This window comes from Streptomyces typhae (assembly GCF_009755605.1).
Taxonomy (GTDB): domain Bacteria; phylum Actinomycetota; class Actinomycetes; order Streptomycetales; family Streptomycetaceae; genus Streptomyces; species Streptomyces typhae.
Genome location: NZ_WPNZ01000014.1, coordinates 25,885 through 41,149, shown reverse-complemented (window position 1 = coordinate 41,149; position 15,265 = coordinate 25,885). Strand labels below are relative to the sequence as shown.

General features: G+C 71.5%; 14 protein-coding genes and 1 riboswitch. Of the genes, 11 read left to right on the top strand and 3 right to left on the bottom strand.

The window, feature by feature from the left end; translation table 11 throughout:
- Positions 1-26: 26 nt before the first annotated feature.
- Entirely contained in the window at positions 27-968 is a 942-nt protein-coding gene (locus GPA10_RS24700; protein ID WP_157167427.1) for an SIS domain-containing protein, read from the bottom strand.
- 200 nt (positions 969-1,168) lie between these two features.
- Here GPA10_RS24700 and GPA10_RS24695 point away from each other — a divergent pair, with 200 nt between their 5' ends.
- From GPA10_RS24695 to otsB, 3 genes are read left to right on the top strand one after another with little or no spacing between them, the layout of a single operon-like run.
- Positions 1,169-2,440, top strand: coding sequence for an ABC transporter substrate-binding protein (locus tag GPA10_RS24695; RefSeq protein WP_058846286.1), 1,272 nt, complete (start codon positions 1,169-1,171; stop codon positions 2,438-2,440).
- A 30-nt stretch (positions 2,441-2,470) separates the two neighbouring features.
- Entirely contained in the window at positions 2,471-2,707 is a 237-nt protein-coding gene (locus GPA10_RS24690; protein WP_058846435.1) for a DUF3263 domain-containing protein, read from the top strand.
- A 16-nt stretch (positions 2,708-2,723) separates the two neighbouring features.
- Positions 2,724-3,572: a trehalose-phosphatase gene (gene otsB, locus GPA10_RS24685; RefSeq protein ID WP_058846285.1), complete on the top strand. Its 849-nt coding sequence runs from the start codon at positions 2,724-2,726 to the stop codon at positions 3,570-3,572.
- Positions 3,573-4,142: 570 nt separating this feature from the next.
- Here the strand turns inward: otsB and GPA10_RS24680 are convergent.
- Together GPA10_RS24680 and GPA10_RS24675 are read right to left on the bottom strand one after the other, a co-directional pair.
- On the bottom strand, positions 4,143-5,549 hold the full coding sequence (locus tag GPA10_RS24680) for an alpha,alpha-trehalose-phosphate synthase (UDP-forming) (protein ID WP_157167426.1): 1,407 nt from the start codon (positions 5,547-5,549) through the stop codon (positions 4,143-4,145).
- A gap of 156 nt (positions 5,550-5,705) precedes the next feature.
- On the bottom strand, positions 5,706-6,650 hold the full coding sequence (locus GPA10_RS24675) for a glucosyl-3-phosphoglycerate synthase (RefSeq protein ID WP_058846283.1): 945 nt from the start codon (positions 6,648-6,650) through the stop codon (positions 5,706-5,708).
- Between the two features lie 155 nt (positions 6,651-6,805).
- A riboswitch (SAM riboswitch) is annotated at positions 6,806-6,964 on the top strand.
- On the opposite strand from GPA10_RS24675, the gene thrC reads away from it, so the two are divergent.
- The 8 genes from thrC to GPA10_RS24635 all read left to right on the top strand — a co-directional run bounded on the left by thrC (position 6,958) and on the right by GPA10_RS24635 (position 15,257).
- A complete protein-coding gene (gene thrC, locus GPA10_RS24670; protein WP_157167425.1) occupies positions 6,958-8,325 on the top strand; it encodes a threonine synthase in 1,368 nt (455 codons plus the stop codon). (Overlaps the previous riboswitch by 7 nt.)
- Before the next feature lie 115 nt (positions 8,326-8,440).
- Positions 8,441-8,719, top strand: coding sequence for a MoaD/ThiS family protein (locus GPA10_RS24665; protein WP_058846281.1), 279 nt, complete (start codon positions 8,441-8,443; stop codon positions 8,717-8,719).
- Positions 8,720-9,140: 421 nt separating this feature from the next.
- Positions 9,141-9,344 carry a cold-shock protein gene (locus GPA10_RS24660; protein WP_005315736.1) on the top strand — a complete coding sequence of 68 codons (204 nt, stop codon included), beginning with the start codon at positions 9,141-9,143 and terminating at the stop codon, positions 9,342-9,344.
- A gap of 363 nt (positions 9,345-9,707) precedes the next feature.
- Positions 9,708-11,333: a chaperonin GroEL gene (gene groL, locus GPA10_RS24655; RefSeq protein ID WP_030569261.1), complete on the top strand. Its 1,626-nt coding sequence runs from the start codon at positions 9,708-9,710 to the stop codon at positions 11,331-11,333.
- Between the two features lie 218 nt (positions 11,334-11,551).
- Positions 11,552-12,682, top strand: a complete 1,131-nt coding sequence (locus tag GPA10_RS24650) for an NADH:flavin oxidoreductase (protein WP_058846280.1) — start codon at positions 11,552-11,554, stop codon at positions 12,680-12,682.
- A gap of 182 nt (positions 12,683-12,864) precedes the next feature.
- Positions 12,865-13,362, top strand: coding sequence for a SigE family RNA polymerase sigma factor (locus GPA10_RS24645; RefSeq protein WP_058846279.1), 498 nt, complete (start codon positions 12,865-12,867; stop codon positions 13,360-13,362).
- The gene (locus tag GPA10_RS24640) at positions 13,355-13,891 is read left to right on the top strand and encodes a hypothetical protein (protein WP_157167424.1); all 537 of its coding nucleotides are present in this window, start codon (positions 13,355-13,357) and stop codon (positions 13,889-13,891) included. The genes GPA10_RS24645 and GPA10_RS24640 overlap by 8 nt, the downstream gene beginning before the upstream one ends.
- A 136-nt stretch (positions 13,892-14,027) precedes the next feature.
- Complete coding sequence (locus GPA10_RS24635) at positions 14,028-15,257, top strand: mannosyltransferase family protein (protein ID WP_157167423.1); 1,230 nt, start codon at positions 14,028-14,030, stop codon at positions 15,255-15,257.
- Positions 15,258-15,265: the final 8 nt, after the last annotated feature.

The following is a 15,265-nucleotide window of genomic DNA, read 5'->3' as shown; positions in this document are numbered from 1 at the left end:
TGGGGCTCCGCCCCAGACCCCGCTCCTCAAACGCCGGAGGGGCTGGAATCTGCGCCGGAGGGGCTGATCCCGCCGTCGTTCAGGATCACGCTGCGTGTCAGGTTTCGGGGGTGGTCCGGGTTGTGGCCGCGGGACTCCGCCACCGTTACGGCCAGGCGCTGGGCGTGGACCAGGTCGGCGAGGGGGTCCAGGGCGGGGTGGGTGATCAGGGTGCCTCCGGCTCGGGTGACGTCGTCGGCGAGTCCCTCCGGTGGGGTGCCGAAGGTCCAGGTGACACGGCCGGGGCCGGTGATGGCTATGGGGCCGTGGCGGTACTCCATCGCGGGGTACGCCTCCGTCCAGGCCCCGGCGGCCTCGCGCATCTTCAGGGCGGCTTCGAGGGCGAGCCCGTAGGTCCAGCCGCGGCCGAGGAACGTCCACTGTTCGGCGGTCAGCAGGGCGGGAGGCAGGGGAGTGGTGAGGGCTCGTTCGGCGTCCGCGGCGGCTTCGGTGACGGGCTTCACGCCGGGGACGGGGCCGAGCCCCGCCCGCAGGAACGCGAGCGCGGTCGTGGCGAACCGGGTCTGGACGACGGACTCCTCGTCGGCCCAGTCCAGGACCGCGACGGTGTCGGCCGCCGCCATGACGGGCGTCTTCGGGTCGCCGGCCAGCGCGAGGGTGGGGACGGAGCCGCGAAGCTCGCCGAGGAGCTGGAGGACCTCCGTCGTCGTACCGGAGCGGGTGATGGCGACGACGCGGTCGTAGCCGCGGCCCGTCGGGAACTCGGAGGAGGCGAAGGCGTCCGTCTCGCCCTGCCCGGCCGCCTCGCGCAGCGCCGCGTACGCGATCGCCATGAACCAGGACGTACCGCAACCGGTCACGGCGACCCGTTCGCCCGGTTGCGGCAGGCCGTCGAAGGTGGTGGCGGCGTCGGCCGCCCGTCGCCAGCAGTCGGGCTGGCTGGCTGTCTCTGCTGCGGTACGCGACATGCGCCAAGGCTCCTTGCGGGTGCGGGAGTTGCGGTGTGCGGTGCGGTGTGGCGGGTGCAGGGGAGTGCTTAGCAGGCGTACGTGGCCCCTGCAATAAGCCAAGGCCGTTGCAGAAGTGATACGCGTGTGGTGTAGACCTTGTATCGGGACGCGAGGGAAACTCGCAGTTCGGCCAGGAACGACGAGGGTGGGAAACAGCAGTGCAGCGGCGCGTGACAGGTCTGACCGCGGCGGTGGCCGCGCTGAGCATGACGGCACTGCTCGCCGGCTGTAGCGGTGGCTCCGGCGACTCCGGTGACGTCACCCTGGAGCTCGTGGCCGCGGACTACGGCGACTCCTCGGCCAACTCGTCCAAGAAGTACTGGGACGCGCTGTCGAAGAAGTTCGAGGCCGAGCACCCGGGCATCAAGATCGATGTGACCGTCCTGCCCTGGACGGACGTCGACCGCGAGGTCAAGGAGATGGTGGAGGACGGGAAGGCCCCCGACCTCGCCCAGATCGGCGCCTACGCCGACTACGCCGCGCAGGACAAGCTGTACAGCGCCGACGACCTGCTCTCCATCCCCACCCAGGCCGACTTCCTCGCCCCGCTCTCCAAGGCCGGCGAGGTGAACCGGGTGCAGTACGGGATGCCGTTCGCCGCGTCCACGCGCCTGCTGTTCTTCAACGAGAAGCTCTTCAAGAGCGCCGGCATCGAGCCGCCGGAGAGCTGGTCCGAGCTGCAGGCCGCCGCGCAGAAGCTGAAGGCGCGCGGAGTGAAGATCCCCTACGCGCTGCCGCTCGGCCCGGAGGAGGCGCAGGCCGAGACGATGCAGTGGCTGCTCAGCGGGGGCGGCGGCTACACCGACAACGTCGGCTCGTACGACATCGACGCCAAGACCAATGTGACGACCTTCAAGTGGCTGAAGGACGAGCTGGTCGGCAAGGGCCTCACCGGTCCGACGCAGCCCGGCAAGCTGAACCGCGCCGAGGCCTTCGCGGCCTTCACCCGCGGTGACGTCGGCATGCTCAACGGGCACCCCACCCTGATGCAGATGGCGGCGAAGAAGGGCCTGAAGTACGGGATGGTGCCGATGCCCGGCATCAACGGCAAGGCCCAGTCCACGATGGGTGTCGCCGACTGGATGATGGCCTTCAAGCAGAACGGCCACCGCAAGGAGGTCGGCGAGTTCCTCAACTTCGTCTACAGCACCGAGAACGTCCTCGACTTCTCGCGCGAGTACGACCTGCTGCCCGTCACGACGTCCGCGTCGCAGGCGATGTCGGAGGACAAGGAGGACTCCGAGAAGCTCGGCCAGTTCCTGGAGGAACTGCCCGCCTCGCAGCTCTACCCGGTCGACAAGACGTCGTGGGCGCAGGTGTCCGTGCAGGTCAAGAAGTACATCGGCAAGACCGTCGACGAGAACGGCAACCCGGAGGCGATCCTCGGCCAGATCGAGGCGAAGGCCCGCGCGGAGGAGAACGCGCGGTGACCCGGCGCGGCCGGGGTTAGCGTGGTCGTCATGACGGACGATCACACGCTGTCCGAGCGGGCCAGGGCGGTGCTCGCCCTGGAGCGGCGGAACTGGGCCGGGCCCGGCGCCAAGGAGCGGGCCATCCGGGAGGAGCTGGGGCTCGCCCCGGTCCGCTACTACCAGATCCTGAACGCGCTGCTCGACGACGAGCGTGCCCTGGCCCACGATCCGGTCACCGTGAACCGGCTGCGGCGGGTCCGGCAGGCGCGGCGCGGCGAGCGTTAGGGCTAAGGTCTGGCCCATGGGTGACCCGACGCAATCCCTGCCGCAGCCGCTGACGCCCGCCGGGCGCGACGGACTCGCCGCGATCCTGGCCCGGCCCGAACGGGCCGTGATCGCCCTCGACTTCGACGGTACGCTCGCGCCGATCGTGCCCGATCCCGAGCAGGCGCGGGCGCACCCCGACGCGGTGCCCGCGCTTGCCGCGCTCGCGCCGAGGGTGTGTTCCGTGGCCGTCGTCACCGGGCGGCCCGCCGGTGTCGCCGTCCGCTACGGGGGTCTCGCGGGTGTCCCCGGTCTTGAGCGGCTCGTCGTTCTCGGGCACTACGGGGCCGAGCGGTGGGACGCCGTCAGCGCGACCGTGCAGGCCGCCGAGGAGCATCCGGGGGTGGCGGGGGCACGGGCCGAGCTGCCCGGGTTCCTGGACGCGATCGGGGCGTGGCGCGGGACCTGGATCGAGGAGAAGGGGCGGGCCGTCGCCGTGCACACGCGGCGGGCGCGGGATCCGCAGGCGGCGTTCGAGGAGTTGCGGGGGCCGCTCGGGGAGCTGGCCGCTCGGCACGGGCTGATCGTCGAGCCGGGGCGGCTCGTTCTCGAACTTCGGCCGCCCGGGGTGGACAAGGGGGTTGCCCTCGTCGACTACGTGCGGGAGGTGGGGGCCGAGTCCGTGCTGTACGCGGGGGACGATCTTGGGGATCTGCCTGCTTTTGCTGCCGTGGACAAGTTGCGGTTGGGTGGGGATGTTCGGGGGTTGCTTGTGTGCAGTGGCAGTGCGGAGGTCACTGAGCTCGCGGACCGTGCCGACCTCGTCGTCGACGGTCCCGGCGCCGTGGTCGCCCTCCTGGCGGGTCTCGCCTCCGCGCTGACCTGAATTGACCTGGCCGTGGGGCTTGGCCGGGCTTGACCTGGCCTGGTCTGGCCGTCGGCAGTGACCTGACCTGGACCTGACGTGGCCTGACGTGGCCTGACCTGACGTGGCCTGACCGTAGGCCGTGACCTGACCGCTGGTCGTGCTTCGCCGTGCCCCTCCGCCCACATCACAGGTGCCGTAGGCCGGGGCTGTGCCCACCCGTTCCGCCCCTGGCGGACCAGTTGCCCACAGTGGGGGCGGCGGGCGCCGTCGGCGGGGGGGCGTGTCCTGGTGGGCCAGTTGTCCACAGTGTGGGCGGCGGGCGCCGTCGGGGTCGGGCGTGTCCTGGCGGAGCAGTTGCCCACGGCGGGGGCGGCGGGCGCAGCCGGGCGAAGGGCGGGTGCGGCCTGGCCGGGCGGTTCCCCGGGGCGGGAGCGAGTCCCTGGGGCGGGAGCACGTCCCCGGGGCGGGAGCGAGTTCCCCGGGGCCGCAGCGGGGGCGGGGCGCTCGACCAGGGCGGGAGAAAGTTCCCCCTGGGTAAAGGGTGGGTGGGTGGGAGAGACCCCCGCGGAGCGGGGGGCAGTTGTGGGGTCAGTTTGGGGTCAAGGCGTGGAGTTGGGCCAGGAACCATTGGGTCGGGGGGAGGGCGGTGGCGGCGGCGGCCAGGCGCTTGGTGCGTTCCGCCCGCTCCTCGGGAGGCATCGTGAGCGCTTCGTGGAGCGCCGCGGCGGTGCCCGACACGTCGTACGGGTTCACGGTGATCGCGTCCTCGCCCAGCTCCGCGTACGCGCCCGCCTCGCGGGAGAGCACCAGCGCGCACCCCTCGTCGGAGACGACCGGCACCTCCTTGGCGACCAGGTTCATGCCGTCCCGGATGGGGTTGACGAGGGCGACGTCGGCGAGCCGGTACGCGGCGAGTGAGCGCGCGAAGTCGTCCTTGACGTGCAGGATGACGGGCGTCCAGGAGGGCGTGCCGTAGGCGGAGTTGATGGCTTCGGCGACGCGCGAGACCTCCGCCGTGTAGTCGCGGTAGACGGCGAGGTCCTGCCGCGAGGGGTAGGCGAACGCCACGTGCACCACCCGCTCGTGCCACTCCGGCCGCTCGTCGAGGAGCTGCCGGTAGGCGTGCAGGCCGCGCACGATGTTCTTGGACAGCTCGGTGCGGTCCACCCGGACGATGACCTTCCGGTCCGCTCCCTCGGGGTCCGTGCCGATCTGCTCCCGCAGCGCCGCGAGCCGCTCCTCGGCGTCGTCCCGACGTGACCGCTCCCGCAGGAAGTCCGCGTCGGCCCCGAGCCCGTGCACGCCGATGCGCGTGCCCGTCGTACCGCCGAGGAGCGCCACGCAGCAGTCGGTGAAGGCGTCGGCCCACCGCCCGGTGAGGAACCCGAGCCGGTCCGCGCCGAGCATGCCGCGCAGGATCTGCTCGGCGATGTCGTCGGGCAGCAGCCGGAAGTAGTCGACGGGCGCCCAGGGCGTGTGGGAGAAGTGCCCGATGCGCAGGTCGTCGCGGAGCTCGCGGAGCATGCCGGGCACCAGCGTCAGGTGGTAGTCCTGCACGAGGACGGCCGCGCCCGGCGCCGCCTCCTGGGCGAGGGCCTCGGCGAAGGCCCGGTTGTAGGTCTCGTACGCAGCCCACTGGGCCCGGAACTCCGGCCCGAAGGCGGGTTCGAGAGGCGTCTGGTACAGCATGTGGTGCACGAACCACAGGACCGAGTTCGCGATGCCGTTGTACGCGTCGGCGTGCACGGCGGCGTCGATGTCGAGCATGCGCACGCCCGGTTCGCCGACCCCGCGCCGCACGGCCTCCCGGTCGCCGTCGCCGAGCGCCGAGCACACCCACAGGGCCTCGGCCTCGTCGCCGATGGCGCTGAGCCCGGAGACGAGCCCGCCGCCGCCACGTCTGGCGTCGAGGGTCCCGTCGTCACCGACGGAGTACGTCACCGGGCCGCGGTTGGACGCGACGAGGATCTGGGCGGCTGCCTGCGCGGAGACCATGAGGCGAACCTAGCCGCTGACGGAAACGCTCAAACGTACGGACGGCGAACCACCTGCTCGGGCCACCGGCCCCGCAGGCCCCCGCCGCACGGCCCCGGCCTCTCGGGCCACCCGGCCCGAACGCCCGCCCCTCAGGCCACCCGGCCCAAGGGCCCCTCAGGCCACCCGCCGCCGCGCGTACTCCGCGACCTCCCCCATCGGCTGCCGCTCCTCCGTGTCCACGGGGTGCGTCCGCGGCTCGAAGCCGTGCTCGCCGCGGACGAACTGGGTCAGCTCGGGGCGGACGAGATGGGCGCGGGCGAGCCGCAGCTGCGCGGTGCGGTAGATCGCCGCCGCCATCCGCCCGAGGGCCTGCCCGTCCTGGTGGCGGTGGACGCGCACCCCGACGTCGACCTGCGCGAGGGCGTCCAGGCCCACGGTGTGCAGGGCGTCCACGAGCAGGCCGAGCTCGACCCCGTACCCGACGGGGAAGGGCAGGCGCTCCAGGAGCGACCTGCGGGCCGCGTACTCGCCGCCGAGGGGCTGCACGAACCCGGCGAGCTGCGGCCAGTGCATGTTCAGAAGCGGGCGCGCCATCAGCTCGGTGACCCGGCCGCCCTGTCCCGCCGCCGTGCCGAGGGGCCGGTCGTACATCGCCTTCACGAAGTCCACGTCGGGTTCGGTGAGGAGCGGCCCCACGATGCCGGAGACGAAGTCGGCCGAGAACTCCTTCAGGTCCGCGTCGACGAACGCGACGACGTCACCGCGGGTGACCAGGAGCGAACGCCACAGGACCTCGCCCTTGCCGGGCAGCGCGGGCAGCCGCGGCAGGACCTCGTCCCGGTGCACGACCCGGGCGCCGGCGGCCGCGGCGACCTCGGCGGTGCGGTCGGTGGAACCGGAATCGATCACCACCAGTTCATCGACCAGCGGTATCCGCTGCATCAGCGCGCGGCGGATTTCGGCCACGATGGCGCCGACGGTCTCCTCCTCGTCGAGCGCGGGCAGGACCACGCTCACCGAGGTGCCCGCGGCCCGTTTGGCGGCCAGGAGGGCGGGGAGGGGGCGATCGGCGACGGTCCAGGAACGCCTGCTCAGCCAGCGCTCGACCTCTTCCAGCACGCGCGGTCCTCCCGGTTGTGATGCATCTCGCGCCTCGGACGACTATCTCAAGCGTCCAGGGCTTCGGTTACAGTCTTGAACAACGCGCATGACCATCGCATGTCGGTGGCCGTCGCGTCACAAACGCCCCGGGCGTTCTCCGTCCGGCGCCATACCGCTCATCCAGAGGGGCAGAGGGATACGGCCCGTTGAAGCCCCGGCAACCACCCAGTCGGTCTCGTACGCGATCCATCGGATCACGCGTCGCGGGGCTCCCGGCTCGGGAAGGTGCCAATTCCGTCTCGCGGCGAGATGCGTCGCGAGGAAGATGAGGAGAAAGGGCCTCGCCTCCATGGCTGTGCAGACTGTCGAAACCTCCGCCGCTTCCGGGACCTCCGCTGCTGGGACCCCTGCTTCCGGGACCGCCGCTCCCTCCGGGACCGTCGACCTCGGCCCCGCGTCCGGGCTCTCCTGCCGCGAGTGCGGAACCCGCTTCGACCTCGGCCCGATCTTCGCCTGCGCCGAGTGTTTCGGCCCCCTCGAAGTCGCCTACGACCTGCCGCTCGGCGACCCGGAGGCCCTGCGCGCGAAGATCGAGTCCGGCCCGGCCAACATCTGGCGGTACGCCCCGCTGCTCCCGGTCCCCGCAGACGTGGCCGACAAGCCGAACCTCAACCCGGGCTGGACCAAGCTCGTCAAGGCCGACAACCTCGCCCGCGAGATCGGCGTCGAGCCGGGCAAGCTGTTCGTCAAGGACGACTCGGGCAACCCCACGCACTCCTTCAAGGACCGCGTCGTCGCGCAGGCGCTCGAAGCGGCGCGCGCCTTCGGCTTCACCACCCTGTCCTGCTCCTCCACGGGCAACCTCGCCGGTGCCGTCGGCGCCGCCGCCGCCCGGGCGGGCTTCCGCTCCTGCGTGTTCATCCCGCACGACCTGGAGCAGGGCAAGGTCGTCATGGCCGCGGTGTACGGCGGCGAGCTCGTCGGCATCGAGGGCAACTACGACGACGTGAACCGCTTCTGCTCCGAGCTCATCGGCGACCCGCTGGGCGAGGGCTGGGGCTTCGTGAACGTCAACCTGCGGCCGTACTACGGCGAGGGCTCCAAGACCCTCGCGTACGAGATCTGCGAGCAGCTGGGCTGGGTGATCCCGGACCAGCTGGTCATCCCGATCGCCTCGGGCTCCCAGCTCACGAAGATCGACAAGGGCCTGAAGGAGCTGATCGCGCTCGGCCTGGTCGAGGACAAGCCGTACAAGATCTTCGGTGCCCAGGCGGAGGGCTGCTCGCCGGTGTCGGCCGCGTTCAAGGCCGGGCAGGACGTGGTCCGCCCGCAGAAGCCGAACACCATCGCCAAGTCGCTCGCCATCGGCAACCCGGCCGACGGCCCCTACGTCCTGGACATCGCGCGGCGCACCGGCGGTGCCGTGGAGGACGTGAACGACGAGCAGGTCGTCGACGCGATCAAGGTTCTCGCCCGCACGGAAGGGATCTTCGCCGAGACGGCGGGCGGGGTGACCGTGGGCGTCACTCGCAAGCTGGTCGAGGCCGGGCTCATCGACCCCGCGCTCACCACGGTGGTGCTCAACACCGGGGACGGGCTCAAGACGCTCGACGCTGTCGCCGAGACTTCGCAGGCCACGGCGACCATTCCGCCCAGCCTTGAGGCGTTCCGCTCCGCGGGGCTTGCCGGGTAGTTCTTTTCCCGCGGGTCCGTTGTGGCTGGTCGCGCCCACGCGGCGGAGCCGCAAATGTCAGAGCCCCGCGCCCCTTACGGGGCGCATCCCTCCCCGTACATCCGAGGTGAAACCCATGAGCGTCAACGTCCGTATCCCCACCATCCTGCGCACCTACACCGGCGGGCAGGCCGAGGTGGCCGCCGAGGGGGCGACCCTGGGTGAGGTCATCGCCGATCTGGAGAAGAACCACGCCGGGATCGCCGCCCGGGTGCTCGACGACCAGGGCAAGCTGCGGCGATTCGTGAACGTGTACGTCAACGACGACGACGTGCGGTTCGAGCAGGGCCTGGAGACGGCGACGCCGGACGGCGCGGGCGTCTCGATCATTCCGGCCGTCGCCGGCGGCTGCTGACCGTACACAGCGTCACCGGGACTGCCCCCTCCGCGAGAGAAGCGGAGGGGGCAATTCTGTATGGTTGAGCGCGGTACAGTTGGGAATGGAGCTTCGATTCCCCGCTCCGGGCGGTGCCCGACGCATATGCGAAGTCGGCCTTGGGCCGACAAGAAGCAGCCAAAGTGAGTGGCCTATTCGAGCCTTATGTGGCTTTTGTCCGGCCCGACTTGCCCTGAACTCCGATGAATTCTCCGCATATCGGTGAAGAGCCTTGCCCAGAATTCTCGTCCGATTGACCTGTTGCAGACGGCAGTTGGACAGATACATTCAGCCGCGGTCGACGCGTTCCGGCGCACACCCCCAACCCATGGGGAGTGAGGTCTGACCCGGGTCCGCGAAGTGCGGTCCTGCGCAAGGGCCAGTAATAGGGGAGTTAGGCATGGCTCAGGGCACCGTCAAGTGGTTCAACGCGGAGAAGGGATACGGCTTCATCGCGGTCGACGGTGGTGCGGATGTATTCGTCCACTACAGCGCGATCCAGATGGACGGCTACCGCACCCTGGAAGAAGGTCAGCGAGTCGAGTTCGAGATCTCGCAGGGCCAGAAGGGTCCGCAGGCGGACATGGTCAAGCTCGCCGTCTGAGCGGCTTGACGCGATCGGCCACCGACACGACGCAGCAGACGAAGGGCCCGCATCCCGGCACCGGGGTGCGGGCCCTTCGTCGTGCCCCGGCGCACCGCGCGCGGACGCGGGGGTGCGCCGTCCCGATCCGAGGGGCGACCTTGCACTCTCGGGGGTCGAGTGCTAATCATTGGCGTTAGCACTCTACGAGTGAGAGTGACAGAACTTGGATCGGGTCGGTGAGGTCCGCAGGCCGGGTGGGGCAGGGAACCACACGGCGAGCAGGCCGTCCGTCGCGGGCGCCAGCACGGTCCGTTTGCTTTTCCTTCCCCAAGCTCTTGAGGAACTGGGGGAGACCCCATCCGTCCGGGAGGACCACTTCACATGGCCAAGATCATCGCGTTCGACGAGGAGGCACGGCGCGGCCTCGAGCGCGGCATGAACCAGCTCGCCGACGCCGTCAAGGTGACCCTGGGCCCCAAGGGTCGCAACGTCGTCCTCGAGAAGAAGTGGGGCGCCCCCACGATCACCAACGATGGTGTGTCCATCGCCAAGGAGATCGAGCTCGAGGACCCGTACGAGAAGATCGGCGCCGAGCTGGTCAAGGAGGTCGCGAAGAAGACGGACGACGTCGCCGGTGACGGCACGACGACCGCGACCGTCCTCGCCCAGGCCCTGGTCAAGGAAGGCCTGCGCAACGTCGCGGCCGGCGCCAACCCGATGGCCCTCAAGCGCGGCATCGAGAAGGCCGTCGAGGCCGTCTCGGGCGCCCTGCTCGAGCAGGCCAAGGACGTGGAGACCAAGGAGCAGATCGCCTCCACCGCCTCCATCTCCGCCGCCGACACCCAGATCGGCGAGCTCATCGCCGAGGCCATGGACAAGGTCGGCAAGGAAGGCGTCATCACCGTCGAGGAGTCCCAGACCTTCGGTCTTGAGCTGGAGCTCACCGAGGGTATGCGCTTCGACAAGGGCTACATCTCGGCGTACTTCGCCACCGACATGGAGCGTATGGAGGCGTCGCTCGACGACCCGTACATCCTGATCGTCAACTCCAAGATCTCCAACGTGAAGGACCTCCTTCCGCTCCTGGAGAAGGTCATGCAGTCGGGCAAGCCGCTGCTGATCATCGCCGAGGACGTCGAGGGCGAGGCCCTGTCCACGCTGGTCGTCAACAAGATCCGCGGCACCTTCAAGTCCGTCGCCGTCAAGGCCCCGGGCTTCGGCGACCGCCGCAAGGCCATGCTCGGCGACATCGCCATCCTCACCGGTGGCACGGTCATCTCCGAGGAGGTCGGCCTCAAGCTGGAGAACGCCGGTCTCGACCTGCTCGGCCGCGCCCGCAAGGTCGTCATCACCAAGGACGAGACGACCATCGTCGACGGCTCCGGTGAGAGCGACCAGGTCCAGGGCCGCGTCAACCAGATCCGCGCCGAGATCGAGAACAGCGACTCCGACTACGACCGCGAGAAGCTCCAGGAGCGCCTGGCGAAGCTCGCGGGCGGCGTGGCCGTCATCAAGGCCGGTGCCGCCACCGAGGTCGAGCTCAAGGAGCGCAAGCACCGCATCGAGGACGCCGTGCGCAACGCCAAGGCGGCCGTCGAGGAGGGCATCGTCGCCGGTGGTGGCGTGGCCCTGCTCCAGGCCTCCTCGGTCTTCGAGAAGCTGGAGCTCGAGGGTGACGAGGCCACCGGTGCCGCCGCTGTGAAGCTGGCCCTGGAGGCCCCGCTGAAGCAGATCTCCGTGAACGCCGGCCTCGAGGGTGGCGTCATCGTGGAGAAGGTCCGCAACCTCACCCCGGGTCACGGCCTCAACGCCGCGAACGGCGAGTACGTCGACATGATCGCCGAGGGCATCATCGACCCGGCGAAGGTCACGCGTTCCGCGCTGCAGAACGCCGCGTCCATCGCCGCGCTGTTCCTCACCACCGAGGCCGTCATCGCCGACAAGCCGGAGAAGGCCGCTGCCGCGGGCGCTCCGGGCGGCATGCCGGGCGGTGACATGGACTTCTGATCGGCCCCTGTGGTCGATCGGCTGTTCCCAGTCGTACGAAGGGGCGGTGCCCTCCCTGCGGGGGGTGCCGCCCCTTCGGCGTGCGCGGACGTTCTCCCGCCGGGCGCGCGGACGCTTTCCCGCTGGGTGCGCCGCAGGCGGAATGCGGTGGTCCAGTGGGCTGTTGACGGATGCGGAGGATGCCTCCGTTCCGTCGACCGATCTCCTTGGGGAGCCTCATGTCACCCGTGACCACCGCCGCCGTCGACCGCGCCGCCGCGATCCTGTCCCGGCCCTTCACTCTCGGCGGGCTCACCGTCCCGAACCGGATCGTGATGGCGCCGATGACCCGGCAGTTCTCCCCCGGCGGCGTGCCGGGCGAGGACGTCGCCGCGTACTACGCACGGCGGGCCGCCGCACAGGTCGGCCTCATCGTCACCGAAGGCACGTACGTGGGCCACGAGTCGGCGGGCGAGAGCGACCGTGTCCCGCGCTTCCACGGCGCGGAGCAGCTCGCGGGCTGGGCGAAGGTCGTGGACGCCGTGCACGCGGCGGGCGGGAAGATCATGCCGCAGCTGTGGCACATCGGCATGGTGCGCAGCGCCGGTCAGCCCCCGTTCCCGGACGCCCCCGCCCTCGGCCCCTCCGGGCTGCGCCTCGACGGCACCGAGGGCACCGGCAGGGCGATGACGCGCGCCGACCTCGACGCCGTGATCGGGGCGTTCGCCGAGGCCGCTGCCGCCGCCGAGCGCATCGGCTTCGACGGCGTCGAACTGCACGGCGCGCACGGCTACTTGCTCGACCAGTTCCTGTGGGCGGGCACCAACCGCCGCACGGACGCGTACGGCGGCGACCCGGTGGCCCGTACGCGGTTCGCGGCGGAGATCGTCGCCGCGGTCCGCGAGGCCGTCGCCCCCGACTTCCCGGTCGTCCTGCGCTACTCGCAGTGGAAGGCCGACGCCTACGACGCCCGGCTCGCCGACACCCCGGCGGAGCTGGACGCCCTCCTCTCGCCGCTCGCCGCGGCCGGCGTGGACGCCTTCCACGCCTCCACGCGCCGCTACTGGCTGCCCGAGTTCGACGGCTCCGACCTGAACCTGGCGGGCTGGACGAAGAAGCTCACCGGCAAGCCGGTCGTCACCGTCGGCTCGGTCGGCCTCGACGGCGACTTCATCCGCGGCTTCCAGGGCGAGGGCGCTCCCGTCCAGGGCCTCGACAACCTCCTGGACCGCCTGGAGCGCGACGAGTTCGACCTCGTCGCCGTCGGCCGCGCCCTCCTGGCGGACCCGCGGTGGGCGGCGAAGGTCATCGGCGGGTCCTTCGACGAGCTGTCGGCGTACGACCCGAAGGCGCTGTCCACGCTGAGCTGAGCCTCCCGGGGGAGAGGGGGGCCGCGGGCGCGGAGCAGACATGAGTGGGTGGGCGGGACCGTTCTTCACGGACCGCCCACCCACTCACGTTTCCTCGTCCGAAAGAATCTTCGGACAGGTGTCAACCGGATCGGAGGGCGCGGGGCTAGAGAAGGTGTACCGACCAGATGGGGAGCACGTCATTGACCGCTGAGGAATTCGAGGAGTTCTACGCCCACGCGGTCAGACGGCTCACCGGACAGCTCTATGTGATGCTCGGCGATCTGCACGAGGCGCAGGACGTCGTGCAGGAGGCGTTCGTCAAGGCCTGGAGCAGGCGTGGGCGGCTCAGGCGCGAGGCCGCGCCCGAGGCCTATGTGCGGACCGTGGCCTGGCGGCTCGCGCTGCGCCGCAAGCAGGGTCTGTTCCGGGCCGAACGGGCCTGGCAGCGGCACGGCGGCCCCGGTGCCGCCGACGCGCCCGACCCCGGCGCGGTCGTCCTGGTCGAGGCGCTCAAGGAACTCTCCCCGCAGCAGCGCAGGACCGTGGCCCTGCGCTACGTGTGCGATCTGTCCGTCGAGCAGATCGCCCACGAGACGGGCCTGTCCACCGGCACGGTCAAGACCCATCTCTCCCGAGGCAGGGCCGCGCTCGCGCCCCGGCTGCGGGACTCCCACACGCAGGAGGCGCACGGTGGCTGAGCAGCCGCGCCACGGGCACCCCGGTCCCGGGGCCCACCCCGGTCATGGCGCCCACTCCGGTCCCGGGGCCCACCACGGCTCAGGGGCCCACCCCGACGACGACATCACCCTGGCCGCCGCGCTCAGGGACCTCGCGGGCCAGGGGCAGGGGCTCGCCGCCCCCGCGCCCGCCATGGAGATCACCGGGCGCGGTGACCGTATGCGGCGGCGGCGCTTCGCCGTGCTCGCGGCCGCCGCGGTCGTCGTCTTCGGCGGGGTGAGCGGGGTGCTGGTCGGGGTTGTCGGGGTTGCCGACCAGGGCGAGGAGCGGGTGCGGCCCGCCGGGCGTACGGACGGGCCCGCGCCTGTGCCCGCGCCGTCCTCCGGTGACTCGCCGGGGCCCACCACGGTGCCGTCCGCCTCCGGGACCGGGGCGCCGCCGCCCACCCTTGACGCGTCCGGCTCCGCGCCGGTGCGTACGTATCCGCCCGCCGGGACGGAGTCGCCCACTGAGGGGCCGGTGTCCTCGTCGGGGGCGCCCCCCGGGTAGCGCGCCGCACTTCGGGGGCTGCGCCCCCGGACCCCCCTCATCGGCGCTCCGCGCCTCGTCCTCAAACGCCGGACGGGCTGAAAACCCCATCTGCCGGACGAGCTGAAAACCCCGTGCCCCGAAACGGAGATCCCCCATGCCCACAGCCCTTCCCCGACCGGCACCGGCCCCGGCCCCGCCACCGGCCCCGGTACCGGTCGCCCTCAGGGGCGCCTCCCGGTGGCAGCGGGTGCGGCTCGGGGCCGGTGACCGGGACGTGCTGCTCGTCTATCTGCTCACCCGGGCCGGGCTGTGGCTCACCGCCTACTGCGGGGCGCAGCTCTTTCCGCGCGACCCGCAGGCCCGGCACGGTGCGCCTGTGCTCAGCGTCTGGGAGCAGTGGGACTGGGTGCACTTCCAGCACATAGCGGAGCACGGCTACAGCCGTGCCTCCGACGCCGCGCCGGGGTTCACCAACGAGGAGGCCTTCTTCCCGGGCTTCCCGCTGCTGCTGCGGGCGGTGCACACGGTGGTGCCGCACTGGGGTGTGGCGGGGCTGCTGATATCCCTGGTGAGCGGGGCCGTCGCCGTGCTCGCGCTGGCCCGGATCGCGGCGGCCACCGGTGGGGCGGGCGCGGCGGGCGGGCAGCGCGCGGTGCTGCTCGTGCTGCTTTCGCCGTGCGCGGTCTTCCTCGCCGCGGGATACACCGAGTCCCTGTTCCTCGCGCTCGCCCTGCCCGCCTGGCTGGCCGCGCTGCGTGGACGCTGGGCGCTCGCCGCGCTGCTCACCACGGCCGCCACCGCCGTCCGCGTCAGCGGCCTCTTCCTCGCCGCCGCCCTGGCCGTGCAGTTCGTGGTGAGCCTCGGCGCCCGCCCGGCGGGTCGGCGCCGGCGCCCGCTGCCGTGGCTCGCCCTGCCCGCGCTCCCCGCCCTCGCGTACACCTGGTACCTGCACCACCTCACCGGTGACTGGATGGCGTGGAAGCACGCGCAGGAACGCGGCTGGAACCGGGAGTTCCACGCGCCGTGGGAGGCGTGGGCGAACACCTGGCGGGCCGCCTTCGACGGCGACTACCGCACCGGGTACGCCCTGATGTTCGCGGCCGAACTCGTCGCGATGGTCGTCGGCCTCGCCCTCCTCGCGGTCCTCCTGCGCCGCCGCCGCTGGCCCGAGGCGACCTACATCGCCCTGAGCCTGTGGGCGCTCGGCACCTCGTACTGGTACATGTCGCTGCCCCGCGCCACTCTCCTGTGGTGGCCGCTGTGGACGCTCCTCGCCGTCTGGTCGCTGCGGCGCGCCTGGCTCACCCATGTCCTCGTGGGCGTGCTCGCGCCGCTGACCACGGTGTTCGCCCTGGCGTTCACCACGGGACGCTGGGCCGGGTGACCGGGTGA

Bases quoted from the DNA above. Each gene is read 5' to 3' on its own strand.
- thrC (WP_157167425.1), top strand. From the start codon at position 6,958: ATGAGGAGAAAGGGCCTCGCCTCCATGGCTGTGCAGACTGTCGAAACC.
- GPA10_RS24660 (WP_005315736.1), top strand. From the start codon at position 9,141: ATGGCTCAGGGCACCGTCAAGTGGTTCAACGCGGAGAAGGGATACGGC.
- GPA10_RS24680 (WP_157167426.1), bottom strand. From the start codon at position 5,549: ATGGTCTCCGCGCAGGCAGCCGCCCAGATCCTCGTCGCGTCCAACCGC.
- otsB (WP_058846285.1), top strand. From the start codon at position 2,724: ATGGGTGACCCGACGCAATCCCTGCCGCAGCCGCTGACGCCCGCCGGG.
- groL (WP_030569261.1), top strand. From the start codon at position 9,708: ATGGCCAAGATCATCGCGTTCGACGAGGAGGCACGGCGCGGCCTCGAG.
- GPA10_RS24700 (WP_157167427.1), bottom strand. From the start codon at position 968: ATGTCGCGTACCGCAGCAGAGACAGCCAGCCAGCCCGACTGCTGGCGA.
- GPA10_RS24665 (WP_058846281.1), top strand. From the start codon at position 8,441: ATGAGCGTCAACGTCCGTATCCCCACCATCCTGCGCACCTACACCGGC.
- GPA10_RS24650 (WP_058846280.1), top strand. From the start codon at position 11,552: ATGTCACCCGTGACCACCGCCGCCGTCGACCGCGCCGCCGCGATCCTG.
- GPA10_RS24690 (WP_058846435.1), top strand. From the start codon at position 2,471: ATGACGGACGATCACACGCTGTCCGAGCGGGCCAGGGCGGTGCTCGCC.
- GPA10_RS24635 (WP_157167423.1), top strand. From the start codon at position 14,028: ATGCCCACAGCCCTTCCCCGACCGGCACCGGCCCCGGCCCCGCCACCG.